This window comes from Novispirillum itersonii subsp. itersonii ATCC 12639 (assembly GCF_000381985.1).
GTDB lineage: Bacteria > Pseudomonadota > Alphaproteobacteria > Rhodospirillales > Rhodospirillaceae > Novispirillum > Novispirillum itersonii.
This window is the reverse complement of record NZ_KB907341.1, coordinates 163,645-188,256: the sequence shown is the minus strand read 5'-3', so window position 1 is coordinate 188,256 and position 24,612 is coordinate 163,645. Positions and strand designations below refer to the sequence as shown.

At 62.0% G+C, this 24,612-nt stretch carries 21 protein-coding genes and 1 tRNA gene; 8 read left to right on the top strand and 14 right to left on the bottom strand.

The annotated features are described in order from the left end of the window. Positions 1-27 precede the first annotated feature (27 nt). The 4 genes from G365_RS20980 to G365_RS0109565 all read right to left on the bottom strand — a co-directional run bounded on the left by G365_RS20980 (position 28) and on the right by G365_RS0109565 (position 4,112). A complete protein-coding gene (locus tag G365_RS20980) occupies positions 28-744 on the bottom strand; it encodes a hypothetical protein (RefSeq protein WP_019645305.1) in 717 nt (238 codons plus the stop codon). Positions 745-830: 86 nt separating this feature from the next. Continuing rightward, a complete protein-coding gene (locus tag G365_RS0109575; protein WP_019645304.1) occupies positions 831-1,499 on the bottom strand; it encodes a hypothetical protein in 669 nt (222 codons plus the stop codon). Positions 1,500-1,880: 381 nt separating this feature from the next. Next, entirely contained in the window at positions 1,881-3,038 is a 1,158-nt protein-coding gene (locus G365_RS0109570) for a cytochrome-c peroxidase (protein ID WP_019645303.1), read from the bottom strand. Positions 3,039-3,128: 90 nt separating this feature from the next. After that, positions 3,129-4,112 (bottom strand): YbgA family protein, encoded by a 984-nt coding sequence (locus G365_RS0109565; RefSeq protein WP_019645302.1) that lies wholly within the window; start codon positions 4,110-4,112, stop codon positions 3,129-3,131. 134 nt (positions 4,113-4,246) lie between these two features. On the opposite strand from G365_RS0109565, the gene G365_RS20975 reads away from it, so the two are divergent. Continuing rightward, on the top strand, positions 4,247-5,566 hold the full coding sequence (locus G365_RS20975) for a diguanylate cyclase (protein ID WP_081628504.1): 1,320 nt from the start codon (positions 4,247-4,249) through the stop codon (positions 5,564-5,566). Here the strand turns inward: G365_RS20975 and thiI are convergent. Further along, positions 5,546-7,057 (bottom strand): tRNA uracil 4-sulfurtransferase ThiI, encoded by a 1,512-nt coding sequence (gene thiI, locus G365_RS0109555; protein ID WP_019645300.1) that lies wholly within the window; start codon positions 7,055-7,057, stop codon positions 5,546-5,548. The genes G365_RS20975 and thiI overlap by 21 nt on opposite strands. A 110-nt stretch (positions 7,058-7,167) precedes the next feature. Beyond that, positions 7,168-7,241: transfer RNA gene (locus G365_RS0109550), tRNA-Gln, on the bottom strand. A 358-nt stretch (positions 7,242-7,599) separates the two neighbouring features. Here G365_RS0109550 and G365_RS20970 point away from each other — a divergent pair. Both G365_RS20970 and G365_RS0109540 read left to right on the top strand, forming a co-directional pair. Continuing rightward, on the top strand, positions 7,600-8,736 hold the full coding sequence (locus tag G365_RS20970) for a Ppx/GppA phosphatase family protein (RefSeq protein WP_019645299.1): 1,137 nt from the start codon (positions 7,600-7,602) through the stop codon (positions 8,734-8,736). Positions 8,737-8,741: 5 nt separating this feature from the next. Then, positions 8,742-9,524, top strand: coding sequence for an RlmE family RNA methyltransferase (locus tag G365_RS0109540; RefSeq protein ID WP_169545108.1), 783 nt, complete (start codon positions 8,742-8,744; stop codon positions 9,522-9,524). A 116-nt stretch (positions 9,525-9,640) separates the two neighbouring features. Here G365_RS0109540 and G365_RS0109535 read toward each other — a convergent pair whose 3' ends face one another. The 3 genes from G365_RS0109535 to G365_RS0109525 form a co-directional block, all read right to left on the bottom strand. Further along, positions 9,641-10,129, bottom strand: coding sequence for a DnaJ domain-containing protein (locus G365_RS0109535; protein WP_019645297.1), 489 nt, complete (start codon positions 10,127-10,129; stop codon positions 9,641-9,643). A gap of 13 nt (positions 10,130-10,142) precedes the next feature. After that, a complete protein-coding gene (locus G365_RS0109530) occupies positions 10,143-10,955 on the bottom strand; it encodes a division plane positioning ATPase MipZ (RefSeq protein WP_019645296.1) in 813 nt (270 codons plus the stop codon). Positions 10,956-11,042: 87 nt separating this feature from the next. Beyond that, entirely contained in the window at positions 11,043-13,115 is a 2,073-nt protein-coding gene (locus G365_RS0109525) for a molybdopterin-dependent oxidoreductase (RefSeq protein WP_019645295.1), read from the bottom strand. A 201-nt stretch (positions 13,116-13,316) separates the two neighbouring features. Here G365_RS0109525 and G365_RS20965 point away from each other — a divergent pair, with 201 nt between their 5' ends. The 3 genes from G365_RS20965 to G365_RS0109510 all read left to right on the top strand — a co-directional run bounded on the left by G365_RS20965 (position 13,317) and on the right by G365_RS0109510 (position 16,162). Then, a complete protein-coding gene (locus G365_RS20965) occupies positions 13,317-13,880 on the top strand; it encodes a hypothetical protein (protein ID WP_019645294.1) in 564 nt (187 codons plus the stop codon). A gap of 39 nt (positions 13,881-13,919) precedes the next feature. Then, positions 13,920-15,038, top strand: a complete 1,119-nt coding sequence (locus G365_RS0109515; RefSeq protein WP_051089870.1) for an NAD(P)/FAD-dependent oxidoreductase — start codon at positions 13,920-13,922, stop codon at positions 15,036-15,038. 74 nt (positions 15,039-15,112) lie between these two features. Beyond that, positions 15,113-16,162 carry a hypothetical protein gene (locus G365_RS0109510; protein WP_019645292.1) on the top strand — a complete coding sequence of 350 codons (1,050 nt, stop codon included), beginning with the start codon at positions 15,113-15,115 and terminating at the stop codon, positions 16,160-16,162. Positions 16,163-16,247: 85 nt separating this feature from the next. On the opposite strand, the gene G365_RS0109505 is transcribed toward G365_RS0109510, so the two are convergent. Beyond that, entirely contained in the window at positions 16,248-17,207 is a 960-nt protein-coding gene (locus G365_RS0109505) for an NAD(P)H-dependent flavin oxidoreductase (RefSeq protein ID WP_019645291.1), read from the bottom strand. 202 nt (positions 17,208-17,409) lie between these two features. Between G365_RS0109505 and G365_RS0109500 the strand changes: the two genes are divergently transcribed. Further along, the gene (locus G365_RS0109500) at positions 17,410-19,050 is read left to right on the top strand and encodes an acyl-CoA synthetase (protein ID WP_019645290.1); all 1,641 of its coding nucleotides are present in this window, start codon (positions 17,410-17,412) and stop codon (positions 19,048-19,050) included. A 54-nt stretch (positions 19,051-19,104) separates the two neighbouring features. On the opposite strand, the gene der is transcribed toward G365_RS0109500, so the two are convergent. The 3 genes from der to G365_RS20960 form a co-directional block, all read right to left on the bottom strand. After that, positions 19,105-20,652 (bottom strand): ribosome biogenesis GTPase Der, encoded by a 1,548-nt coding sequence (gene der, locus G365_RS0109495; protein WP_019645289.1) that lies wholly within the window; start codon positions 20,650-20,652, stop codon positions 19,105-19,107. A gap of 117 nt (positions 20,653-20,769) precedes the next feature. Continuing rightward, on the bottom strand, positions 20,770-22,179 hold the full coding sequence (locus G365_RS0109490) for an outer membrane protein assembly factor BamB family protein (RefSeq protein WP_019645288.1): 1,410 nt from the start codon (positions 22,177-22,179) through the stop codon (positions 20,770-20,772). Between the two features lie 55 nt (positions 22,180-22,234). Further along, positions 22,235-22,921 carry a tetratricopeptide repeat protein gene (locus tag G365_RS20960; RefSeq protein ID WP_043741936.1) on the bottom strand — a complete coding sequence of 229 codons (687 nt, stop codon included), beginning with the start codon at positions 22,919-22,921 and terminating at the stop codon, positions 22,235-22,237. Between the two features lie 377 nt (positions 22,922-23,298). On the opposite strand from G365_RS20960, the gene G365_RS22870 reads away from it, so the two are divergent. Continuing rightward, positions 23,299-23,700, top strand: coding sequence for a hypothetical protein (locus G365_RS22870; RefSeq protein WP_019645286.1), 402 nt, complete (start codon positions 23,299-23,301; stop codon positions 23,698-23,700). A gap of 73 nt (positions 23,701-23,773) precedes the next feature. Here the strand turns inward: G365_RS22870 and G365_RS0109475 are convergent, their stop codons facing one another. Then, positions 23,774-24,280 carry a bacteriohemerythrin gene (locus tag G365_RS0109475; RefSeq protein ID WP_019645285.1) on the bottom strand — a complete coding sequence of 169 codons (507 nt, stop codon included), beginning with the start codon at positions 24,278-24,280 and terminating at the stop codon, positions 23,774-23,776. Positions 24,281-24,612: the final 332 nt, after the last annotated feature.

The window sequence follows — 24,612 nt, the reverse complement described above, 5'->3', positions numbered from 1 at the left end:
AGAATGCTCCTGCTGACAGGGGTGGGGTTATGCTGTCGGTTGAGTGCAGAATGTTCCGTCGGGATTGTAGGTGACGAGGATGGTGCTGACGCCATTGAGGAACGAGCAGGCAGCCGCTGTCTTGGTGTCGTATAAAATGCGGGTCCCGACTGAATAATTTCCGACCTTTACATAATAAACGGGCTGGACGCTGCAGTAGAGAAACGTATTCGGCGTCGGATCGACATAGCTTGACAGCGTGACGATACCGCTGCTGTCAAGGCAGGCGTTTCCACAGTACAGCTGCGGGACGGCTGACGGCGTGAAGGCCGGAACCTGCACAGAAAAGTACCCCGCATTCTCACCGGGCACATTGACCGGGACAGACAGGCTGAGGGGATACAGACCAAGAGTGGTCTGATTTCGTGACATGCTGTCGCCGGGAAACTGTGAAAGGGTGATTGGCTGATAGGCTTCAGACTGTGTACTGCTGAACAGCGCATCTGACGGACTTGTGGACGTCTCACCCGTCGTCGGGGCTGACGTCATGGTGCTGATCGCTCCCGCGTAAACCTGACTGTCAAAGCTGAAATTCAGCTGTGCCCCTGAACTGCCGTATGGTGCCAGAGACCGGCTGCCAAGGCTGTTGGTCAAGGGGGTGGTAATGGCGCCGGGGTCCAGAAAAACGGCCTGTTTCTGAAACACGTAAAAAGGTTGGGTGGCTGCGGAAAGATTGCGCAAAAGGATGGTGTATTGATTGGTCATCGCACCACCCGGGTCAGAGTTAGGCGGGGAATGTTAACGGCAGTCGGACGGGGCAGCGCAGTATGCCCCGTCCGGTCGGGCCGTAATCAGCCGACGGGCTGGGTCATCCAAGTGCCGTCAGGGTTCAGGGTAACGTTGATGGTGGTATAGCCACCGGTGAAGTCTGCCGTTGCCGCATTAATGCTGGACTGGGTGAAATTCATCACTGTACCCGGCGTGTACTGTCCGGTCTGCACATAATACTTCAGAATCGGCTGACAGTCGGTGTTACTGGCCGGGTTGGCCTCGACAAAGTTTGACAGCACGATGCCGCCGTTGACCTGAACCGCAGACCCGACGTTGTAGATGGCCGGCGGGGAAAAGCTGGGCGTGGTGATGCGGAAGGCGCCGGGCTGTACGCCGACCCCGGCTGTCGGGGCGCTCAGTCCCAGCGGGTTCAGAGTGGCTGTCGTCCAGTCATTGGCACTGCCGCCGTTGGCAGGAGCCAGATCAATAGCGCGGCTGGCCGAGGCAAAGCCGGAAGACTGGCCGACAGCAGGCGGCTGGTTCGACTGCTGAATACCGGCATAGTACTGCATATTGATCTGGAACGTCAGGATTGCCCCAGTGTCATTGTAATTACCGAGCGCCTGTGAGTACAGGCTGTTGCTGTAAACCTGCTGTCCACCGCTATAAATGGACGGTTGCTGGAAAAAGTAAAAATTCTGGGTCTGACGCTCAAGGTTTTTCACATTGATGGTAAGAAAAGTGGACATTTTTTCACCATGGGTAATGCATTGAGGACGATCGCAGGGTGTGGCGTCCGCCGACATTTCCTCAGTCAGTCTGTAGAGCCAACCTTCCCTGCGACCAAGTATCTGGTTCGATGTAATTTTATGCAATTTAAAGTAGTTTTGCAGAGATAGATTTTATTAAAAGGTGTTTCTTTCAGCGTAATGATTATATGTCTGAATGGTAACAATAGCCTTTTGATTTATGAAATGCAGGTCTTTGAGCATTTTGATGGATTATTAAGTTAAAAATTGATCTTTAAAAAAACAGAAAATAAAAAAGATCCCGAGAGAACGTGGATCCAAAATCCACATTCTCTCGGGATGGAGAACTTTCGTCTGAGCGTATTGAGAAAAGATAGATTTCTATAGTGGCGGAAGCAGCGCCTCATATCGTTGATCGGTCAGGGCGCGGAGGAATGCGACAAGGGCATTGATCCGTTTGTCATCCAACGCGGGTCCGCTTTCCAGCTCCTTCAGGGAAACCGTTCCCGGAAATTCAGGAGAGGCAAAGGGTTGCCCGGTTTCTGGATTGATTTTCCGCTTGGGGTTGCGGGTGTTGAACGTGTTGTAAAACAGAATGACCGTGCGAAGGTCTTTGAAGACGCCATTGTGCATATACGGGGCGGTGACCGCGACATTGCGCAGGGTCGGGACTTTGAACTTTCCGGTCTGGGCAGCCTTGTCCTTGACGGCAGGGTTTTCGGCCAACCCTGTATCGCGCTGTCCGGTGCTGTAGCCGAACAGCCTGCGGGCCTGCGGGTTTGCAGGCACACCGATGTTATGGAACTGGTAGTTGCTGAACGTTTCTTCGGCCATTCCGCCCTGTGGCTGAAGCTGGTGGCACAGTCGGCAATTGGTGAACTGATTGGAAAAGAACAGGGTCCGGCCCAGTTCCTCTTCCGGGGTCAGGGTCAGTTCACCGCGCAGGGCTCTGTCGTAACGGGAATCGAAGGTGGCAAAGTCCTTGGTTCTTTCATAAGCCGCAATAGCCCGGGTCATGGCGGTATACGCTGTGTCGGCATTGTCGAGCGTGCCCGGCCCGAACAGGGCGGGGAACGCAGCGGCATAGGCAGGGTTTTCGGCCAGCCGGTCCCGGACGGCGGCTTTGTCAGTCATTCCCATCTCTTTGGGATTTAGCGGCGGGCCACCCGCCTGATCTTCCAGCGTTGCCGCCCGCCCGTCGTGGAACTGGCCACCGCTGTAAACACCGTCCGCAGACCGGCTGAAAGGCGGGCTGTAACGGGCATAGGCGGCGCTGGGGGTGTGCCGGTTGCCAAAAGACTGCCCGTCATCACCAAGGGAGAGCTGTCCCCCTGCTTTTGTTTGCCGGGGGTCGGTGAAGGCTGCTGCCGGGTCATGGCAGGTTGCGCAGGCCTGCGTTCGGTTTTTCGACAGGGCGGTATCAAAAAACAGGGCCTCGCCCAAAGCTTCCGGTGTGGAGTATCCGGCGGCCTGGGCCATGCCGGGCGGGAGGGGCAGCAGCAGAGACAGGCAGAAGAGCGCGCGGCGCAGGGTCACCATGATACAGACCTCCCCGGGGGACTGCCGGTACCTTAGCTGCTCTGGAGTAGTCCTTCAATAAATATGGGAATGAAACGCATTTGCGCCTGCTTACAGCGCATTCCGCAGCATCAGCTCCCGCGGGTGTGGGGACAGGAATGTCTGTTGCGCCAGATACGTGACGTCAAATTTGCGGACATAGTGGCGGATCAGGGTCAGGGGCACCAGCAGGGGCACCAGCCCGTTCCGGTACTCGGTGATGGTGTCGGCCAGTTCCTGCCGGTCGGCGGCATCAAGGTCACGGCGGAAATATCCGGCCATATGATTCAGCACATTGGTCATCCGCCCCGGAGTCGCCAGTTTGCTCAGGGCGGCCATGTACTGGCTGCGGTAGGCGGCGGCAAGGGCGGTACGGTCCTGCCCTTTGGCGGTGGCGACCATCTGCCCCAGTGCCCGGTAGGCCTCCGGGCTGTGGGCCATCAGGGCCAGCTTTTCACGGCTGTGGAAGTCGACCAGATCGCCGGTCCGCCAGTCCTGCCGGAACAGGTCAGTCACCCGGCGGTAGGCGAACAGCCGCTCGACAAAGTTCTCGCGCAGGCGCGGATCGTTCAGGCGGCCGTCTTCTTCCATCGGCAGATCAGGGAAGGCCGCGCGGATTCCGGCGGCAAACAGGCCGGTGCCGGTCCGTTCCGGTGGATGACCGGGGCGGGGGTCGTAAATGCGGATGCGGAACAGGCCACAGCTGGGGCTGTCTTTTTTGAAGACGTAGCCACACAGATCTTCGGCGTACAGCCGCGGTACCGTGTCTGCCGCAAAGGCGGTCATGGCGTCGGTATGGTCGGCAGCGGTGCGGGTTCCCAGCAGGCGGATCGCACCGTCCCGCTGTTCCAGATGGATGGTTTCCCGCGGGGTGCCAAGGCCGATCCCCATTTCCGGGCAGACCGGGACGTAGCGGACATAAGGGCCAAGGCGGTCGCAGAGGAAGCTGTCGCGTTTATGCCCCCGGTCCCAGCGTACATTCTGCCCGAGCAGGCAGGATGAGATGCCGATGGTCAGCGGCGGGGTGTCTGTTGTGGAGAGGGCTGGGTCCGTCATTTTATATGCGCCGATATTAATGTGGCTGAATTGTCTATTTGTCAGACAAAATTACAATAAAAAGGCATGGTCCAAAAGAAGGGGGTGTGGCACTCTTCCCTCAGGCATGACAAGGAAGAGCGGCGGGGATTTGTATGCCTGAGTCTTCTCATATTCTCATTGTTGAAGATACGAAATTCTTCTCCAATATCATCTGTAAAGCAGTGAAGGAGCGCGTGGGGGCCTCAGTTGTTCCTGCGATGTCGCTGGCTGAAACCAAGGCTGCGGTTGCTGCGGCCGAGAAGCCGTTTATGCTGGCTCTGGTGGATGTGGTGCTGCCGGATGCTGAAAATGGCGAAGCCGTTGAATGGCTTCTCAGCCAGTCCGTGCCCTGCATTGTTTTTACCGGTATTTATTCCGAGGCGATGCGGGAGCAGCTGTTCGCGCAGGATATCATTGATTACGTGGTGAAGGATTCTGTCTCCAGCATTGATTACATGATGGATCTGATCAAGCGGATCGAACGGAATCTGACCACCAAAGTACTGGTGGTCGATGATTCCTCGACCGTGCGCCGGTATATGACTGATCTGCTGCGCAGTTACCGTTTTCAGGTGTTTGAGGCGGTCGATGGCCGGGATGGGCTGCGGATGCTGAAAGAGCATCCTGACATCCGGCTGGTGCTGACCGATTACCACATGCCTGAGATGGACGGGGTGGCGATGGTGCGCGAAATGCGGCGCAGCCATGGCCGTGACCGTCTGGCGATCATCGGTCTGTCCGCCGGGGGGGATGGGGCGCTGTCGGCGAAATTCATCAAGTACGGGGCGAATGATTTCATCAACCGTCCGTTTCTGCGCGAAGAGTTTTTCTGCCGCATCACCCAGAACATGCGGGTGCTGGATATGGTTGAGACCCTGACGGAAATGGCGACCAAAGATGCGCTGACAGGCATCCATAACCGTCGTTTCTTCTTTGAGGCCGGCCACACCCTGTTCGCCAGTGCGGCACGCGACCGGCTGACCCTGACGGTTGCCATGGTGGATGTCGATTTCTTCAAGCGCGTCAATGACACCTATGGTCACGATGCCGGGGATGTGGTGCTGAAAGCCGTGGCCGCTGAGTTGCGGTCTTCCTGCCGTCAGACGGATCTGGTGGCCCGTCTGGGTGGCGAGGAATTTGCCATCGCGGCCGTGAATATGAACGATGCGGACAGCGAACCGTTTTTCAACCGTCTGCGGATTGGTTTGCAGTCAATGGTGGTTGAGCATGAGGGGGTGCGGATTCCCATCACAGCCAGCTTTGGCGTCTTCTGCGGTCTGTGTGACAGTCTGGAGGAAATGCTCCGGCAGGCCGATATAGCCCTGTATGCGGCCAAGGAAAACGGCCGCAACCGGGTTGAGGTGATTGCGGCCGTGGCGGAAGAGGCAGAGGCAGAAGAGGCGCGGTGTGTCTCAGAACTCGAACCCGTCTAAGCCCAGTTCCGTCCGCAGGCTGCTCAGCCCGCCCCGGTAGGCGTAGGCGGCATAGCCGCGCTGCTGCATGTGTTCTGCCATGACCGCCGACAGCACCCCCCGGTGGCAGTACAGAATGTAGGTGCCGTCCTTCGGCACTTCCTTATACAGGCGCTTCAGATCTTCGACCGTGTAGTGCAGGGCCCCGGGGGCGTGCCAGTGACGGTAGAATTCCGGCGGCTGGCAGTCAATCAGGCGGGCCCCTTCCGGCAGGCTGTCCGCCCATAGATACGGGGTCCGCAGATCGGCAGCGGTGACGCCGTTGACGTCAATGATCTTGCGGTCACGGACCGCCGCTTCGACCAGTGCCGGGTCCATATTGGCTTCGCCCCGGGCGACCCGCTCAATAGTGCTGGAGGTGGCGGGTTTGGTCGGCGTGATGCCGCAGTATTCCGGCACGTGCTCTGAAATCGGGGCGGTGCCGATATAGCGTGCCTGCGTTATGATGTCTTTTTTGTCCATGCCGATCAGCGGGCGCAGCACCGGCATACTGGTGGCGGCATCAATCGTCACCAGATTGGCAAGGGTCTGTGAAGAGACTTGGCCGAGGGCCTCGCCGGTGACAATCGCCCCGGCATGGATATCGGCGGCAACCCCTTCCGCGACCCGGTACATCAGGCGTTTCAGGGTGATCTGCCAGTACGACTGCTTCTGATGGGTCCGGATATCGGCCAGCAGCGGCTGGAAGTCGATGATATGGAAGCGCGGCTGAAGCCCGGCTGCCCACAGGTCGCAAAGCACCTTGACCGCCTGCAGCACCATCCGCTCAGCGGCTGCCCCGGCCAGATTACACAGTACAAAGTCCATGCGGGCGCCGCGCCGCATCATCTGCCACGAGGCCACCATGGAATCGAAGCCGCCGGATACCAGCGACACCACCTTGCCCTGAGTTCCGGCAGGCAGCCCGCCGGCCCCTTCGACGCGGTCACAGAACAGATAGGTCCCTTCCTCGGTGATATCGACGCGGATCAGCACCTCCGGGGTATCCAGATCCACGGTGGCGCCGGTCAGGTCCTTCAGCATCCCGCCGCCGATATATTGCACCTCGCGGGTGGAGATCACCCGCGGACCGATCCGCTTCGCCAGCACCGCAAAGCGCTTGCCCCGAATGGCATCGGCATACAGCGACACCATGGTGGAGGTGATCGCCTCCATGGTGTTTTCCACCTGCGCATCAATCACAGAAAAGCTGCCGAGGCCGAAGATCTTGGGCAGCAGGTCCCGGGTGCGGGCCCGCATCGTCCGGGGGACATCCAGCATCATGCGGCCATGATAGTGCCGCATGGTGTGGTCGATTCCCTCACGCGTCAGCACGGTCCGGAGATTCCGTCGCAGCGTTTCCTGAAACTGGCGGCGGACCTGCTGTGATTTCAGCAGGATTTCCGGCGACAGGCGCAGCAGGAAGCGCGTGGTGTCCGCAGGCAGGGTGATCGAGGTGGCGGCAGTGGTCATCGCGGGGCAGGGTCCGGGGCTGAGCGGGAAGGCACCCGGCACTGTGCGGCCTGCGGGTGCCCGGAAGGCAGATGCGAAAAACCCCGGCTTGTGGGCCGGGGTTTTTGCTTTGGCTGGGGGACCTGGATTCGAACCAAGACTAACGGAGTCAGAGTCCGCTGTTCTACCGTTAAACTATCCCCCATCAGGGTTCGCTACTCTGTTGCTTCCCTTAGACTTTTACGGTTTCGGCGGTTGCCGTTTTCGCTTCGTCTTCGTTCGCTGCATCGTCGCGAGGCCGGTCTTATAGCGCGACTTTTCGGGTCTGCAAAGCCCTTTTTTCAAAAAATGTGAATTTTTTTGAAAAGCCGTTTTTCCGGGAGGGCCGATGCCCCGGAAAACCGTGTGTGGTCGGGGCTTCCGTCCTGCTCTTGGAAAGGCTACGATAGAGACCTAGATATTTGCAGGAGCGGACTGCTCCGTTGATAAAGGGTCCCGATGGCCGCTCAGGAGTTTCCGGCGGCCGGTGCAGCAGTGACGGAGACAGGTGATAGGTGCAGGGAATGCAGCGAGGCAAAGGACGGACCGCTGGCCGGGCCGGTAACACCGGGGGCGCGTCAGACAAAGGGGCTGACGGTCTGCGGGCCGGGTCTCTGCGTCATCATGCCTGCGGTGAAACCTACGCTGCTGTTGATCTTGGCACCAATAACTGCCGGATGCTGATTGCTCACCCCGATGCCGAAGGGTTCCGGGTGATAGACTCTTTTTCCCGCATTACCCGTCTGGGCGAAGGGCTGGCCGTGACCGGCAGCCTGTCGTCAACGGCGCAGGTCCGTACCATTGATGCCCTGAAGCGCTGTGCCGATAAAATGGACCGCCGTGGCGTGACGGTGTCGCGCAATGTGGCGACCGAGGCCTGCCGCCGTGCGGTCAACGGGCAGGAGTTCATCGCCCGGGCGAAGGAAGAGACCGGAATTTCGCTGGAGTGTATCAGCGCCGACGAAGAAGCCCGGCTGGCGCTGGCGGGCTGTGCTAGCCTGCTGACACGCGATCAGCCCTACGCGCTGGTGTTCGATATCGGCGGCGGCTCCACCGAACTGCTGTGGGTCAAGCTGACGGATTCCCCCTATCCCTGTATTGAAGGCTTCGCCACTCTGCCGCTGGGAGTGGTGACGGTGGCCGAGGCCTGTGGCGGCGGGGATCTGTGCAGCCGCACCTACCGGGCGGTGATGGATCATGTCACCGCCAGTCTCCGTCCGTTCGAGGACCGGCATCAGATCGGCCTGGCGATTGCCCGGGGGGAAGCGCAGATGCTCGGCACGTCCGGGACCTGTACCACGCTGGGCGGCCTGCATCTGGGGCTGGGCCGCTATGACCGGGCGGCGGTTGACGGGATCTGTATTGATTTTTCGGACATTACCCGCCTGACCCGCTCTCTGGCTGGCATGAGCCACCGTCAGCGGGCTGATTCCCCCTGTATCGGGCCGCAGCGGGCTGATCTGGTGCTGGCGGGCTGTGCAATTCTTGAAGCCATCTGTGCGCTGTGGCCAATGGGGCGGCTGACCGTCGCCGACCGGGGCTTGCGCGAAGGGATGCTTTTGGGGCTTATGGGCGAAACTGATCTTCTGGGTCAGTCGCCGACGGTGTCCCGCCGTCCGTTCACACCTGTTTTTCCCACTTCACAACTGATCGCGATTTAACGTTCATGGCGCAGAAGCCTACCCGTCCCGGTGCACCGCGTTCCGGTTCCCGTCCCGCCGGTCGCAGCGGCGGCCCCTCATCATCCGGTTCATCCGGGGAGTCCAGCGCTCTGCCGACCGTGCGGATGAAGTCCGTGCATGTCAAATCGGCCAAGGGGCGCAAACTCTCGTCGACCCTGTGGCTGCAGCGGCAGTTGAATGACCCCTATGTGGCAGAGGCGAAGGCCCGTGGCTATAAGTCCCGTGCTGCCTTTAAGCTGATCGAGCTGGACGAGAAGTTCACCTTCCTGAAGCCGGGGATCAAGGTGGTTGATCTTGGCGCGGCCCCCGGTGGCTGGACCCAGATCGCGGTTGACCGCACCAAAGCCGGGCAGCCCGGTGGCGGTACCGTGGTGGGGATTGATATTCTTGAATGGGGGCCGATACCCGGTGCCCATTGTATCACCCTCGATTTTCTCGATCCCAAGGCCCCTGACCTGCTGAAGCAGGCGCTGGGCGGGCGGGCCGATGTGGTGATGTCTGACATGGCTGCCCCGACCACCGGCCATCCGCAGACCGACCATCTGCGCATCATTGCGCTGCTGGAAGTGGCCTGGGCGTTCGCCGAGGAAGTACTGGCCCCCGGCGGCACCTTCATCTGCAAGGTGTTTAACGGTGGGGCGATCAACGAGCTGCTGACGGAAGTCAAAAAGCGCTGCCCGTCGGTAAAGCACGTCAAGCCGCTGTCCAGCCGTAAGGAAAGCCCGGAACTGTATCTGGTCGCGCAGGGTTTCCGCGCTGACACCTGATCCGGTTTTCGGCGAGAGAAAAGGCGCGCCCCGGTACCGGAGGCGCGCCTTTTTTTGATGTGCAGGGCCAGCGCTTCATCTGACGGCAGCGGGCAGGCGGCCCCGGTGGGGAAGGATCATTTTCCGCCCAGCAGCCGGTCGCGGGCTTCATTGAGCTTGGCGGCCATCCAGTCGGTTCCGCCTTTGTCGGGGTGTAGCTGCGACATCAGGCGGCGATAGGCCGCGTGGATCTCTGCCTCGCCCGATCCCTCCGGCAGGCCGAGAACCCGCAGGGCCTCCTCTCGGCTCATCCGGGCACCGGGTGGGGCGGGGGGGATGCCGGGGCCTTCATCAGGCCGGCGTCGCGTGAACAGATCCCGGATCATTCGCCCGGCCTGCCACATCTGCATGCCGCGCATCACCCACGGTGCCATAGCGGCCAGTGTCGCCAGTGCCAGCCCCAGTCGCCCGGTCAGGGCCAGTCCGGCCACAATCACCAGCAGCAGCGGAATCAGGCCACCGCCCAGACGGCGTTTCAGACTGCCGGGGGGGGATCGCATCAGCCAGTTGCCGAGGATCATCACCCCGATGATCAGGGCGGCGCCGACGAGGAGGGAGAACAGCATGGACCGGCCCGGATCAGGCTGCGCCGGTCAGCTTGGCATGGGCCTTGCCGATGGCGTCGAGCAGGGCGCGCAGCTCCTGTTTGGCGGCAACGTGAGACAGGTTCATTTCCAGCTGCACCCCGTCTTTGTTCAGGTCCAGAAGGGTCAGGCCGGTCAGAAACAGTTCGCGGAAGATCACCCGTTCCCCCAGCCCCTGAATATGCACAAAACGCAGGCGGTCCGACAGTTCAGCCACCAGCCGTTCCATATCCTGCTTATTGCGGGCGGTCAGGTGCGACAGGCGGTTGCGCAGGACCACCCAGGCGATCTGACCGCCGTCACGCACGGCGCGGCGCTTTTTGACCTCGAAGACCATCGCGGCGTAATGGCTGTAGCCCTTGATCTGCATGGTATCGGGATCGACCCGGGCCAGCACGTCAAGGTCGATGAAGCTGTCGTTCAGCGGGGTGATCAGGGTATCGGCGTAGGAGTGCCCGGCCCGCGACAGGTAGGTGTCGGACCCCGGCGTGTCGATGACAATGGTATCGCAGCGGGTCTGCAGGTCGCGGATGATCCCGCGCAGGATCTCTTCATCGCGGGGCTGGTCGCCGGAGGGCAGCAGGGGATAATGTTCCGGCATCGGCAGGGTGATGCCGTGTTTTTCAGCATAGGTTTTGCGGTTTTCAATATACCGGGTCAGGGTGGCCTGCCGGGCATCAAGGTCAATGGTCCCGACCCGCAGGCCCCCGCGCAGCAGACTGACGATCAGATGCATGGAGACAGTGGATTTACCGGATCCGCCTTTCTCGTTGCCGACGACGATCACATGAGCGGAGTTTTGACTCATCGGGACGGTTCCTGCCCTGTTACACCCAGACCAATGGGGCGATCCGTTGCCGGGGGGCGTTCTGCCCCCGCATGCATAACGGTGCCTTTATGACACGGCTTCGGCCCGCAGCCAAACGGCAGTGTCATGAAACACTGCTCCCCCATTTGGCGGGGCCGGTTCTGCCGATACCAGTGTATTGATACCATTCCCATCGGCAAAGTCATCATTTGGCCATATGCCTTCAACGACAACGGTCTGGGCCTGCAGGCCGCTGAAGGCCCGTACCGCCACCACCACGCTGCCCCGGCGGTTGCCGATCCGCACCCGGCCGCCGTCCGTCAGGCCAAGGCGGGCACAGATATCGGGGTGGATCAGGGCGGTCGGCTGACGCTCCTGCTTCCGGCTGGTCGGGGTTTCGCTGAAGGTGGTGTTCAGGAAATTGCGCGACGGGGCCGCCACCAGCCGGAACGGATGATCATCATCGGGCATGTCGATGATCGGCACAAAGTCGGGCAGTTTTGGCAGCTGCTCATGCAAGGGGCCGTAGTTTTCCCAGTGGGGGGCAAAGTGGAACTTGCCATCCTGATGCGGGAAGCCGGACCGGAAACGGGCGTCATCACCGCTGCGGCCCCGGAATTCCCAGCGCTTTTCGATCAGCTCATCCCCACCGGACAGGCCGACGCTGCGGGCCATGTGATCGACATGCTCCCACGCTGACAGGGCAAAACCGGGATGCTCAGCCCCCAGTCTGGCGGCCAGCGCACAGATCACGTCGTGGTTTGACCGGCATTCCCCCGGGGCAGGCATCACCGCGCGGTGGGCCTGCAGGAACGGATGGCCCCCGGCAGCATAGATATCGTCATGCTCGAGGAACATGGTGGCCGGCAGAACGATATCGGCGTAGCGGGCGGTTTCAGTCATGAACTGTTCGTGGACGCAGAGGAACAGGTCCTCCCGCGCCAGCCCCTGCCGCACCAGTGCGGTATGGGGGGCCACAGCGGCGGGGTTGGTGTTCTGGATGATCATTGCCGTCACCGGCGGGCCGTCGCCAAGGTCGCGGCGGTCTCCGGTCAGCACCGGGCCGATCCGGCTCATGTCCAGCGCACGGATGCTGCGGTCAACCGCATCCAGCCCCTGCACCAGAGTGCGGTCAACGCCGAAATCGCCGGACAGGGAATACTGTGCCCCGCCGCCGGGATGGGCCCACGCCCCGGTGACAGAGGGCAGGCAGGCCGCGGCATGCATGCTGACGGCCCCGAGCCGGTTGCGGGTGAAGCCGTAGCCCAGTCGCAGGAAGCTGCGCTTGGTACTGCCGTACAGGGTGGCGAAGGCCTCGATCTGATCAGCCGGAATGCCGGTGATGGCGGCGGCCCATTCCGGTGTGCGGGTCTGCAGATGGGCTTCCAGTTCCGCCGGGACATCGGTGTACTGTGCCATCCACGCACGGTCGGCATGACCGTCACGGAACAGCACGTGCATCACCGCACAGGCCAGTGCCGCATCGGTGCCGGGCATCGGCATCAGGTGCAGGTCGGCCTTTTCGGCCGTGGCCGTACGGTAGGGATCGACCACCACCAGTTTTGCATGACGCGCTTTTCTGGCTTTCTGCACCCAGTTCATCACATGGACCTGCGTGTGGACGGCGTTAGCCCCCCAGATCACGATCAGGTCGGACTCCGCCATGTCCCGCGGGTCTGTGCCGGTACCCTTGCCGACGGCAGCAGCCCAGCCGGGGGTGCTGGTGCCGACACAGATGGTCGAATGCTGACGGGAGTAGCGCAGGGCGTGGCGCAGCCGTTCAATCCCGTCGCGCTGTACCAGCCCCATCGTCCCGGCGTAGAAATATGGCCATACGGCTTCGGGGCCATGCTCTTCCGCTGCACGGCGGAAGGCGGTGGCGACGGTATCCAGTGCTTCGTCCCATGACACCGGGGTGAAGGCGCCCTCACCCTTGCGGCCGGTCCGCTTCAGCGGCGTCATCAGGCGGTCGGGGTGATGCACCCGTTCCTCATAACGGGCGACCTTGGCGCAGATTACCCCATCAGTATAAGGCTGGGGCGCGCCCCGCAGACGGCCGACCCGGTCCGGGGCGACCAGATCGACATCCAGCGCACAGACGCTGGGGCAGTCATGGGGGCAGACGGAATGCCGTGTCGCGTAAAGAGGTTGTTTCGACATAGTGGGGAGTCCGGGCCGAACATCAGAGGAAATAAGTCCTACCCCGCTGCGGCATGCCCCGCAAGCCTGACGGGATCGCGATTGCTCCGGCTGGGGAAACTGGGATAGAACAGCATGAATAGAAAACGTCTGCCTGCCCACAAACTTACAGGAGAGTGGCTGGGAGGCTGTCAACGGGGTGATACGTAATGAGCGACGAGAATGCCTGAGCAGGCCACGATGGTCGCACCGCCCCGCGCCGGGGCCTTCTTTGACCCCGAGCGCGAGAAAATTCTGGGATTTCTGCAAATCCTGCAGACCAAAACCGAAGACCTGAGTGATCTGTCCCGCTGGAGCCGGGGCGGGGCAATGGGGCGGCCGGGGCGCAGCCGGTATGCCGATTTTATGCGCTGCCGGGATGTGGCGGCGGAATGCTGGGCCTTTTCGATCGTTATCGAGCGGCGGATTGATCTTTATCACGGCCCGGAGCGCGATACCCTGCAGGCGCAGTTTGACCGGCTGACGGTGGCGATCTGGTCGGTGCTGCTGGAGACATCCCTGCGTTTTCTGGAGGCGCTGGCCGGAGAAGATCATCTGCCATTGGGATCGCGGGAGATTTTTGTCAGGGAAATCAAAACCCTTTATGATTCTCGCAAGTTTCTGGAGGATCCGCGCTACGACGCCCTGATTGATGCGGCGACCCATCGCCGTCAGGATCAGGCCACGCGTATTCTGGAGGCGATTATCGAGCGTGCCCCGGCTTTGCTGGACTTTTCTGCGGCATAACGACTTTATCCGGGTGCGGACGACAGGATCGGAATGCAGATGGAACAGGTTGATGTTGTGGTCATCGGGGCCGGAGCGGTCGGGCTGGCGGTTGCCGCCATGCTGGCAGAGGCCGGGCGGGATGTGATCATCGTTGAGGCCGGACCGGCGATCGGCATGGTCACCAGTGCCCGTAATTCCGAGGTTATCCACGCCGGGATTTATTATCCGGAAGGCAGCCTGAAGGCCCGCCTGTGTGTCGAAGGCCGACAGGCCCTGTATGCCTGGTGTGCGGCGCGCGGGGTGACAGCCCGGAAAGTCGGAAAGCTGATTGTCGCCACCGATGACGCCGAGGCGGCGGCTCTGGACGGGCTGCACCGTAAGGCGGCTGCCAATGGGGTTGACCTGCTGCGCCTCAGCGGAGCGCAGGCCATGGCGATGGAGCCTGCGCTGTCCTGTGTCGCGGCCCTGCAGTCCCCGGAAACCGGGATCATCGACAGTCACGGGCTGATGCTCAGCTATCTGGGGGTTGCCGAAGATCACGGGGCGATGCTGGCGTTGAATACCCCGGTGCTGTCGGGGGCGGCGGAAGCGGACGGAATCCGCCTTGACTGCGGCGGCGCTGAGCCGATGACGCTGAAAGCGCGGGTGGTCGTCAACTGTGCCGGGCTGTGGGCGCAGCGGGTTTCGCAGTCAATCGCAGGGGTTGATCCGGCCTCGGTGCCGCCGTTGTCGTTGGCCAAGGGCAACTATTTTGATCTGACGACGGCCCCCCCGTTCCGCACGCTTGTCTATCCGGTGCCGGTCAATGGCGGGCTTGGGGTGCATTATACCGTCGATATGGGCGGGCGTGGCCGGTTTGGGCCGGATGTGGAATGGCTGGACCATGCAGACCCTGACCGGGTCGATTATCAGGTCGCGCCCCGTCGTGGCGATGTGTTTTATGATGCGGTGCGCCGGTACTGGCCGGGTCTGCCCGACGGGGCGCTTGCCCCCGGTTATGCCGGATGCCGCCCCAAGCCCCACCCGGTGCGGGCGGCGGCTGAAGATTTCATGGTCCAGACGCCATCACAGACCGGAGTAGACGGTCTGTTTACTCTTTACGGCATAGAGTCGCCGGGATTAACCGCATCTCTGGCGCTGGGGCGTCTGGTGACGGGATATGTGGCGGAAGCCTGAGATGACAGTGAGGGGTTAAGGTGGGCAGACGGACACGGACAGGAAACGCAGGCTTCTGGTGCGGCCGGGGTGCGGTGCTGGCGGCACTCACATCTGTTCTGCTGCTGTCGGCTCCGGTCGGGGCGCAGCAGCCCCCGCCGCGTGGTCCGGGGGCTGATCCGCTGCGAACCAGCCCGGCAGCCCCGCTGGAAGTGCCTGATTACCGCAATGCCCTGCGCCAGACCGTGACGGCGCTTGGGACGTTTGCCCGCAATAAAAACCCCTATTTCTCGATTGTTTCCCGCAGTGGTCTTGGCCTGATCGTCAAGGGCGAGTACGAGGTCAAGCTGGAGGAACTGAAGCGTCTGCGCACCACGGATGGGCTTCAGGTTCCGGTGGAGCCTGCGGGCACGGTGATGCGTCAGTATGCCAAGCTGATTGACGGCGTTATTCTTGACGGCCAGTTCTGCGTGGAAATTCCGACTGCATCGGCGGCTTTTGTCCAGATGCTGCGGGAAACCGGGCTGACGGTCCTGTCTGCAGATCATTGCAGCACCCCGCAGACCTTGCCGGATGCCTATCGCACGGCCCGACGGCAGGGGATTATCCCGCATCTGGATGCCGGGCGCGGGCCGCTGAAAGATCTGTCGATGGCGGCGGTGATCAACGAAAACGCTGATAACGTGGTCACGCTGGCCGATGGCCGCAACTTCCTGCTGCTGGACAGCAACAGCGGGGCCCCGAGCAAGAAGCATTGGCTCGATCAACTGCAGGCCACCAATTTCGACATCATCGCCATTGATCCTTTCTACCGGGATGTCGAGCCGTTGACCCCGGCAGAGGTGCGGGCGCTGAAGTTCAAGAAGCTGGGGGCCCGGCGTCTGGTTCTGGCGCGGATGGACATTACCCACGCCTTTGATACCAAATATTACTGGAAGAGTGACTGGAAGGTCGGAGAGCCGCGTTGGCTGGAGCTGCCGATTCTGTCGCAGCCCGGTGCCTTTGAGGTTCAGTACTGGAATCCTGAGTGGCAGGCGATCCTCGGGAAAACGTTTGCCGGGATCATGGATCTCGGCTTTGACGGGGTGGTGCTGGAAGGACTGGATGTCTACCGGGCGCGCGAGGCGGCCGCCCCGATCAAATAAAACGCCAGCAGGTCATACCGTGTGCAGGGCAACCGGGCCGGAGAGGGGATCTCCGGCCCGGTTTTTTGTGTAGAGGGGGAACAGGTCAGGCCGGAACCGCTGTTTCTTCCAGCAGGGTGGCTGCCCTGCCAAGGGTTGAGCGGTATTCCCGTTCCAGCCGCGTGACCAGATCGGCAACGGTGGGCTGATCGTGGATGGCGGCGACCCCCTGACCGGCAGACCAGATGGTCTTCCAGGCCTTGGCTTCACTGTTCAGCTCGGTATGCAGGTCAATATCGGGGCGCTCGGCCAGACGGGCGGCGTCGATCCCGGCATTCTCAAGGCTCTGGCGCAGGAAGCTGGCGGGAATGCCGGAAATCGCCGGGGTATAAACGATGTCAGACGCCCCGGCGCTGATCAGCATGTCTTTGTAATCCTGCTGGGCCGCACATTCCTGCGTGGCGATGAAGCGGGTGCCCATATAGGCCAGATCTGCCCCCAGCAGTCGGGCAGCGGCAATCTGATCCCCGGTGGACAGGGTGCCCGCCAGCAGGATCGTGCCGTCGAATTCCGCCCGGATTTCACTGAGCAGAGCGAAGGGATTCAGGGTTCCGGCATGGCCCCCGGCTCCGGCACACACCAGAATCAGTCCATCCACTCCGGCGGCGATGGCTTTGCGGGCATGCTTCAGATTGGTTACGTCATGAAACACCGCCCCCCCGTAGGAGTGGACCGCATCCACCACGTCCTTCACCGCCCCAAGGCTGGTGATCACCAGCGGTACCCGGTGGCGCACGATCACTTCCAGATCCGCCTGAACACGGGGATTGGTCTTATGGACGATCAGGTTGACGCCAAAGGGGGCATCCTGCGGGGTCAGCGCCGCTTCAATCGTCTTCAGCCAGTCTTCAAAGCCGTCCGTGGTCCGCTGGTTCAGGGCCGGAAAGGTGCCGACCACCCCGGCCCGGCAACAGGCGGTGACCAGATCGGGGCCCGAGGCAAGAAACATCGGGGCGACAACAACGGGCAGGCGCAGACGGCCATCAAGGGCTTTGGGCAGCGGCATCGGATCCCTCTGGGTTTGAGTGACTGGGGGCATTGTTTCAGGACGCTTGGTGGTCCTCCCTGTTCTGCCGTACTTTACTGTATGCGGTCACCTGCCGCCAATCTGATTTACCTATAGGTCACCAAAATAACGAAAAGGTAATGTGGCGGGCTTCCCGCTGCAGGCACCGGCTCCCCCACAAAAAGAAACCGAGGAAACGTCAATGCTTGAACGGGTTGAGACCTGGGCCGCCGGGCGGGCAGGGTTCCGCTGGGCCATTCCACACCGCTATAACATCGGTGTCGATATCTGCGACCGCCACGCGCTGGTGCGGCCGCAGGCCCCGGCCGTGATTATTGAAGAGGCCGACGGCACGGTCCGGGTCCATGATTTTGCCAGTCTGAAGGCTGACTCTGACCGGCTGGCCGCCGTGCTGCGGGGTAAGGGGATACAGGCCGGGGACCGGATCGGTATTTTTCTGCCACAGTCTTACGAAACGGTGGTCAGTCATATCGCGACCTACAAGCTTGGGGCGATTGCGGTTCCGCTGTTTACGCTTTTCGGCCCGGAAGCCCTGTCTTACCGGCTGAACGACTGCGGAGCAGCGGCGCTGATCACTGATGCCGCAAACCGTGACCGGGTACTTGATCTGCGGGCGGATCTGCCGGGTCTGCGCAGTGTTCTCTGTGTCGGCGGCGGGGCTGGCACCACAGATTTCTGGGATGCCGTCGGACAGGCTGCCGGTGGTTTTGTGCCGGTGGAGACGCTGGCGGATGATCCGGCGATCATCATCTATACCTCAGGGACCACCGGCAAGCCGAAGGGGGCGCTGCACGCCCATCGGGTGTTGCTGGGGCATCTGCCGGGGGTGGAGCTGCCGCACGAGTTCTTCCCGCAGCCGGATGATCTGTTCTGGACCCCGGCAGACTGGGCATGGATCGGCGGCCTGATTGATGTTCTGCTGCCGAGTCTGCATCACGGGGTACCGGTGCTGGCACACCGGGCCCGCAAGTTTGACCCGGAAGAGGCCTTTGCCCTGATGGCCCGCCACCGGGTGCGCAATGTCTTTATGCCGCCGACCGCCCTGAAACTGATGCGGCAGGTGGAGGCTCCGCGCGGGCGGTTTGGTTATCATCTGCGTTCGATCGGCTCAGGTGGGGAAACTCTGGGGGCGGAACTGATCGACTGGGCACAGGATACCTTCGGCCTGACACTCAACGAGTTCTACGGCCAGACCGAATGCAATCTGATTGTCGGCAACTGTGCCTCTGTGGCGCCGGTCAAACCGGGCTCAATGGGGCAGCCGATCTTTGGTCATGAGGTGGCGGTGATTGATGCCGGCGGGACTCCGCTGCCCGCCGGGCAGACCGGCAGTATTGCCGTGCAGGCACCGGACCCGGTGATGTTCCTGCGGTACTGGAACAATCCGCAGGCGACCGAGGACAAGTTCGTCACCGCTGCTGACGGGCGCCGCTGGCTGCTGACCGGTGATCTGGGGCAGCAGGATGGCGACGGCTATCTGTGGTTTCTGGGCCGGGATGATGATGTCATCACCTCTGCCGGATACCGCATCGGCCCGGGCGAGGTGGAGGATGCCCTGATGAAGCACCCGGCTGTGGCGATGGCTGCGGCGGTCGGGGTGCCCGACCCGGTCCGGACTGAAATCGTGAAGGCCTTTATTGTTCTGAAGGACGGACTGCAGGGGGATCCGGCGCTGGCGGAAGAGATCCAGATGTTTGTGAAAACTCGGATGGCGGCCCATGCCTATCCCCGGGCCGTTGAGTTCATGGACAGTCTGCCGATGACGCCGACCGGGAAAATCCGCCGTAAGGATCTGCGGGAGCGGGAAACCGCCCCCCTCTGAGCCGGGCACGGACAGCAGAACGGGGAAGACCCTGCGATCTTCCCCGTTCAGACCTTACTTATTGGCGTAAGGATTCTTCGGCTTGCGGATGTAGATGCGGATCGGCACCCCATCCATGCTGAAGGTATCGCGCAGGCCGTTGACCAGATAGCGCATATAGCTGTCCGGCAGCTCATCGGGCTTAGATGCGAAGATGGCGAATGTCGGCGGACGGGTCTTGACCTGCGTCATGTAACGCAGACGGATCCGGCGGCCCAGCTTCGACAGCGGGGTCGGGTGCCGCTCGGTCATTTCGTTCAGCCAGCGGTTCAGCTTGCTGGTCCCGACGCGGCTGTTCCAGACGCGATGAATGGCAAAGGTGCTTTCCAGCAGCCGGTCCAGTCCGTGGCCCTTCAGGCCGGAAATGGTAACGGTCGGAATCCCGCGCACCTGCGGCAGCGAGGTTTGCAGACGGTCGTTCAGGCGCTGGATGGTTTCGCCCCGGTTGTCGGCTGCATCCCACTTGTTGACGGCGATCACCAGCGCGCGCCCTTCGTCGATCACCATGCGGGCGATGGTCAGGTCCTGCTTTTCCATCACCATATTGGCGTCAAGCATCAGGACCACCACTTCCGCCATGCGGATGGCGTTCAGGGTCTCGGCGACCATCAGCTTTTCAAGGCTGTCATCAATGCGGGCACGGCGGCGCAGACCGGCGGTGTCAACCAGACGGATCCGCCGGCCCCGCCATTCCCAGTCCACTTCAATGGCATCGCGGGTGATCCCGGCCTCGGGGCCGGTCAGCAGGCGGTCTTCGCCCAGCAGGCGGTTGATCAGCGTCGATTTCCCGGTGTTCGGGCGACCGACGATCGCCAGCTGCAGCGGGCGTTCCGGGCGGCCGGGCTCTTCATAAGGCGGGAACTCTTCGTCCTCCTCCTCATAGTCGCCGGGGCCTTCCCAGTCGTCATCGTCATCATCATCGCTGCTTCCGGCCGCCGCGACCGGGCGGTCGTCATCGGCACCGTCGCCGGTTTCCCGCACCACCGAAGCGCCGACCGGGGCGTCTTCCCCGTCATCGGGGAAGGGCTCGAACTCTTGCTTTTCCTGCTCTTCTTCTTCCACGCCAGCGGCGCGGGCAAACGGGAGCAGAGCCTGAAACAGGTCCATCATCCCTTCGCCGTGTTCGGCAGAAATCGGGACCGGCTCGCCCAGACCCAGACCATAGGATTCAAACAGCCCCGGTGCCCCGGCCCGGCCTTCGCACTTGTTGGCGCACAGGATCACCGGGGTCGGGTGGCGGCGCAGCAGGTCTGCGAAGTGGGCGTCCAGCGGGGTGACCCCGGCACGGGCGTCGATCAGGAACAGGACGACGTCAGCTTCATCCAGTGCCGCTTCCGTCTGCTGGCGCATCCGGCCTTCCAGCGAGTCGTCCAGCGTGTCTTCCAGACCAGCCGTATCGATCACGGTGAACTCCATGCCAGCCAGAACGGCCTTGTGGGTCTTACGGTCCCGCGTCACGCCCGGCATATCGTGAACGATGGCCAGACGCCGCCCGACCAGACGGTTGAACAGCGTGGATTTGCCGACATTGGGACGGCCGATGATGGCGACGGTGAAACTCATGGGAGGCGATACTCTGGAAAAAAGAACAGCCCCCCGGGCAGGGCGCACCGGGAGGAACAGGGGGGTATCAGGAGCAGACCTGCGGCGGCAGGGAAACCCCGCCGCCGCCAGCCGCAGTTAACGCAACGAGACGATATCGCCGTTGTTGCTGAGGAAGTAAAGGGCTTTCCCGGCGATGGCCGGTGGCAGGTTGATGCCATCGGGCATATCCATGCGGCCGATGACCTTGCCGGTATAGGGATCGACCGACATCGCTTCCCCATGGGATCCGGTGACAATCAGCCGGTCAGAGGCAAGGACAGGGCCGGTCCACAGGATGCGGCCGGTTTTGTCTTCGTCGTCCTGCCACAGGGGCAGGGCGGTCACCCACAGAATTTTGCCATTGCGGGCATCAACCGCCACCAGCTGGGCATCGACGGAGACAGCGAACAGATAGTCCCCGGCAATCCACGGCTGGGACAGGCCCGACAGCTCCAGATCCCACGACCGGTCGCCGGTCCGCATATCAATCCCGACCATCAGGCCGGAGTGACCGATGACGAACAGCCGGTTGTTGTCGATCACCGGGCGGGCGGCAATAGAGGCCAGCGTGCCGGTCGCATCGGTGCGGCGGGCGGCGATGATGCTGTCGTTCCACAGGGGTGCCCCGGTATCGACCCGCAGGGCGACCACTTCGCCGGAGGAGAACGGGAACACCACCACGCCGTTGTCAACCGCCGGGGCTGCGGCGGCAAGAACGGTCGCGCCTTCTTCGTTCCCGGAGTAGGTCCACAGGATGCGCCCGTCATCGGCAGCCAGTGCCAGCCCCTTGTTATCAAGGGTGGCAACGAACACGCGCCCGCCATTGATTGTCGGGGCGGCGCGGACCGGGGCGGTCACTTTCTGCCGCCACTGTTCTTTGCCGGTGGCGGCATCCAGCGCGACGACCTCGGCATAGGCAGTGGTGACAAAGACCCGGCCATCGTCATAGGCGATGCCGCCGCCGATGATGGCGTTGTCGTCCTCGTCATCCGGGGCCAGATCGACGGACCACAGGGTGGATCCGCGTTTGGCGTCCAGCGCCGTTGCCCGGCCCTGGGCGTCAACCGCGTAGACCCGGCCCTCACCGACCACCGGTTCGGCCATGACGGCGCTGCGCTTGGCATTGCCGGTTCCGACACTGGTGGTCCAGTCCTCACGGGGGGCGGCGCCGATTTCCATGTGCTGCATGGAATGGTGGCTGTATCCACCGGCCTGCGGCCAGTCCTCGTTGGGTTCCGGGGCAGGAAGGCGGATTTCCACCGGGCCACCGCCCTGTGTCGGCTTCAGGCTGTTTTCATGCTGAAGGACAGAGATCCGGTTGCCCGGCAGGGGCGGCTTGGTGTCTCCACCTAACCACGAATCGCCACAGGCAGACAGGATGAGCGGGGCAACAAGGGCAACCGCAGCGGCGGACAGGCGGCGGCCCCGGTGCGGGGCCACCCCATGCCGGGTTTCTCCCGAAAGCCGGGTCTGACCGGAAACAGGCAGCAAACGACGGACCGTCATTCTTCTACTCCACATACCCGTGACGGGTGCCCCAGACCATATCAACCGAGATGACTTAACCCTGCGCCGGTTCCGCACCAAGTGCGGACAGCAGGTCGCGGGCCCGGCTGCGGACCCCCGCCGGGGTGGTGCGGTCAGCGAACAGGGCATTCAGCTGGGTTTTGGCATCCTCAACGCGCTTGTCCTGCAGCGCCAGCAGGGCCTTGGCTTCCGCGGCCAGATGACGGAACGGGCTGGCGGGATCCAGCAGCGGAGTCAGCACCGATTCCAGTGCCTTCACATCAGCCCCCGGCAGGTCCATGCCATGCTGTACGGCCAGAATGCGGGACAGATCGGCAAAGACCTTATCCGTCTTGCTGTCAGCATACAGTGCCTGATAGGCGGCGACAGCCTCAGTCCCTTTGCCCTGTTTCAGGAGCAGGGCCGCTTCCTGCAGGCGGGCCAGATCACGGTGGCCGGTGGTGCCGGTCTTGCCGATGGCGGTAAGGGCGGCAGAGGCATCTTCCCCGGCCTGAAGTCTGCTCAGGGCCTGTTCATAGGTGCGGGCCTCGTCATTGCGGACTGACCGCTGCCACGCCTGCCAGCCTTCGTGTCCCGCGACGACCGCGACAATAAGAACCGCAGCGGTGATGATCCACGACCCATAAGCCTTCCACAGCTTATTGATCTGCTCATGCCGCAGATCATCATCCACTTCGCGGAAGAGGGCGTCTTGCTGGTGATCGGGAGTCCTGTCAGCCACGGATCGGGGTCCTCATCAATGGTCAGTCTTCAAAACACAGGGGTGTGCGTTGCATGCGGGGGTCTGCGTCGGGTCAGGCTTCTGGCAATCAGGGCCAGCCCTGCAGCCCGCAGCGGTTCCTCCGCACGGAAGGTGCCCACCATAGTGCGTGTGGGCAGAGGAGGCAATCTGTAGTGTATCAGCGGTTCATGCCGAGGCTGCGGGAGTTTCAGGGTTCCTTAACTTTACCGTGCCAGACTGTGGTTGCTTACACTGCTTAAAGCGCCCGGTTGCGGTGCTGAACGCATAAGGCTCTTGTATAGGTCCCCCGCCCGGCTTTCCGGGCAGGCTGCCACAGCGGCACGGGGCCGGACGCAGTTTACGGAGAACGGCAGGCAATGCAGGACCGTCCGCAGAAGATCATGAGCATCGGGCCGGGATCCTTCCCGGGGGGGCGCCATTCCGCCCCGGTTCTGGGTCTTCTGGCGCTGCTGGTATTGTCCGGCTGTGCATCGCACATTCCTCCGGGGGTGGCGGCGATTGATCCGGTGACGGTGATTGCCACTGATAAAACCGTGATTGACCATGTGACCGGCTGGGCGACCGGCGAGGACTGTTCCAGTGTCCGCGCCGAACAGGGCGGTCACTGGTGTGTTCAGCCTTACGAGAACGATCCGGTCACGCAGCCGCTGTATTGTTACCGGACTTTGGGGAATGTCTCCTGCTATGCCCAGCCCAGCAATCACCCGGCTGATAAGCTGATCGGCGTGCAGGACGGGGGCCGTCAGCGCACCTGGTAACAGGCTGTCGCAGTCTGTTCTCCGCCGGACATTACCTGTTCGGCCAATGCCGGGAACTTGATGGGTGCGGGGATCAGAACGACAGCTTCAGATCCGGCCCGCCTCGGCACAGAAACAAGGCCAGTTCAGCATCCTGATGGCGTGAATGCGCGATCAGCCAGCTCTGCAGTGTCTGACACAGGGGATCGCCCTGTACTGGCTTGCCCCGCAGCAGGGCATCCATTTCCATCTGGATCAGCGTCAGGAAAAAGCGGTGGGTCTGCCGGTGTTCATCGGTCTGATCGAAGCCGGTGTCTTCCATCAGTTTTTCTTCGTGTGCAAAGTGTTCGGCTGCGGCTTCTTTCACGCCGGACAGGGCGCTGATCAGGTCGGGTGCCGGGAGATCCGGCCCCTCTGCCGATTCGCTGCAGAACGTCAGGCTGGCCTGCTGCAGATAATGCAGGGCCCGGTCAATCTGCTGGTGATGACCGATAAAAGAGGCATCCGCCAGAGGTGCCGGAGATGAAAGGTGCGAGGTCCCGCCGGTCGGCTGTGCCTGCGGAAGGCTGCTCTGTCGGTCCGGGTGCGGGGGGCGGGTCATACAGGATAATCCGGTGGCGTTGAGGGGGGCAGGTGTTCCTAAGTTAGCCATGCCGGGATGTTCCGGGTCAAAGCCTCCTCTTGCGGAAAAGGGTGGTGGATCGATACTTCGGCCTAAATCAAGGGGTTTAGCTTCAGGGTGTATGTCGGGCTAGACACACGGTGCCTCTCTGTGCCCCGGGTGCTGTAATATTCTGGAGTCCTTCCAGTCTGTGCCCGGTAATGATGGACAGTGTGTCGCGATTCCACTAAAAATTTACGGGTAATGCTGGCGCGGCTTTTAAAGCTGTGTTGCAGCACATGGCATGTCACGCAGGACTGCGTCATAAGGGG

What these genes read in the sequence shown, in the direction of transcription:
- G365_RS0109535 (WP_019645297.1), bottom strand. Translation starts at nt 10,129, where the DNA reads ATGCTGTTCTCCCTCCTCGTCGGCGCCGCCCTGATCATCGGGGTGATG.
- G365_RS0109570 (WP_019645303.1), bottom strand. Translation starts at nt 3,038, where the DNA reads ATGGTGACCCTGCGCCGCGCGCTCTTCTGCCTGTCTCTGCTGCTGCCC.
- G365_RS20970 (WP_019645299.1), top strand. Translation starts at nt 7,600, where the DNA reads ATGCAGCGAGGCAAAGGACGGACCGCTGGCCGGGCCGGTAACACCGGG.
- G365_RS0109530 (WP_019645296.1), bottom strand. Translation starts at nt 10,955, where the DNA reads ATGAGTCAAAACTCCGCTCATGTGATCGTCGTCGGCAACGAGAAAGGC.
- G365_RS0109565 (WP_019645302.1), bottom strand. Translation starts at nt 4,112, where the DNA reads ATGACGGACCCAGCCCTCTCCACAACAGACACCCCGCCGCTGACCATC.
- G365_RS22870 (WP_019645286.1), top strand. Translation starts at nt 23,299, where the DNA reads ATGCAGGACCGTCCGCAGAAGATCATGAGCATCGGGCCGGGATCCTTC.
- G365_RS0109515 (WP_051089870.1), top strand. Translation starts at nt 13,920, where the DNA reads ATGGAACAGGTTGATGTTGTGGTCATCGGGGCCGGAGCGGTCGGGCTG.
- der (WP_019645289.1), bottom strand. Translation starts at nt 20,652, where the DNA reads ATGAGTTTCACCGTCGCCATCATCGGCCGTCCCAATGTCGGCAAATCC.
- G365_RS0109490 (WP_019645288.1), bottom strand. Translation starts at nt 22,179, where the DNA reads ATGACGGTCCGTCGTTTGCTGCCTGTTTCCGGTCAGACCCGGCTTTCG.
- thiI (WP_019645300.1), bottom strand. Translation starts at nt 7,057, where the DNA reads ATGACCACTGCCGCCACCTCGATCACCCTGCCTGCGGACACCACGCGC.
- G365_RS20965 (WP_019645294.1), top strand. Translation starts at nt 13,317, where the DNA reads ATGCCTGAGCAGGCCACGATGGTCGCACCGCCCCGCGCCGGGGCCTTC.
- G365_RS0109475 (WP_019645285.1), bottom strand. Translation starts at nt 24,280, where the DNA reads ATGACCCGCCCCCCGCACCCGGACCGACAGAGCAGCCTTCCGCAGGCA.
- G365_RS0109505 (WP_019645291.1), bottom strand. Translation starts at nt 17,207, where the DNA reads ATGCCGCTGCCCAAAGCCCTTGATGGCCGTCTGCGCCTGCCCGTTGTT.
- G365_RS0109500 (WP_019645290.1), top strand. Translation starts at nt 17,410, where the DNA reads ATGCTTGAACGGGTTGAGACCTGGGCCGCCGGGCGGGCAGGGTTCCGC.
- G365_RS0109575 (WP_019645304.1), bottom strand. Translation starts at nt 1,499, where the DNA reads ATGTCCACTTTTCTTACCATCAATGTGAAAAACCTTGAGCGTCAGACC.
- G365_RS20975 (WP_081628504.1), top strand. Translation starts at nt 4,247, where the DNA reads ATGCCTGAGTCTTCTCATATTCTCATTGTTGAAGATACGAAATTCTTC.
- G365_RS20980 (WP_019645305.1), bottom strand. Translation starts at nt 744, where the DNA reads ATGACCAATCAATACACCATCCTTTTGCGCAATCTTTCCGCAGCCACC.
- G365_RS0109540 (WP_169545108.1), top strand. Translation starts at nt 8,742, where the DNA reads ATGGCGCAGAAGCCTACCCGTCCCGGTGCACCGCGTTCCGGTTCCCGT.
- G365_RS0109525 (WP_019645295.1), bottom strand. Translation starts at nt 13,115, where the DNA reads ATGTCGAAACAACCTCTTTACGCGACACGGCATTCCGTCTGCCCCCAT.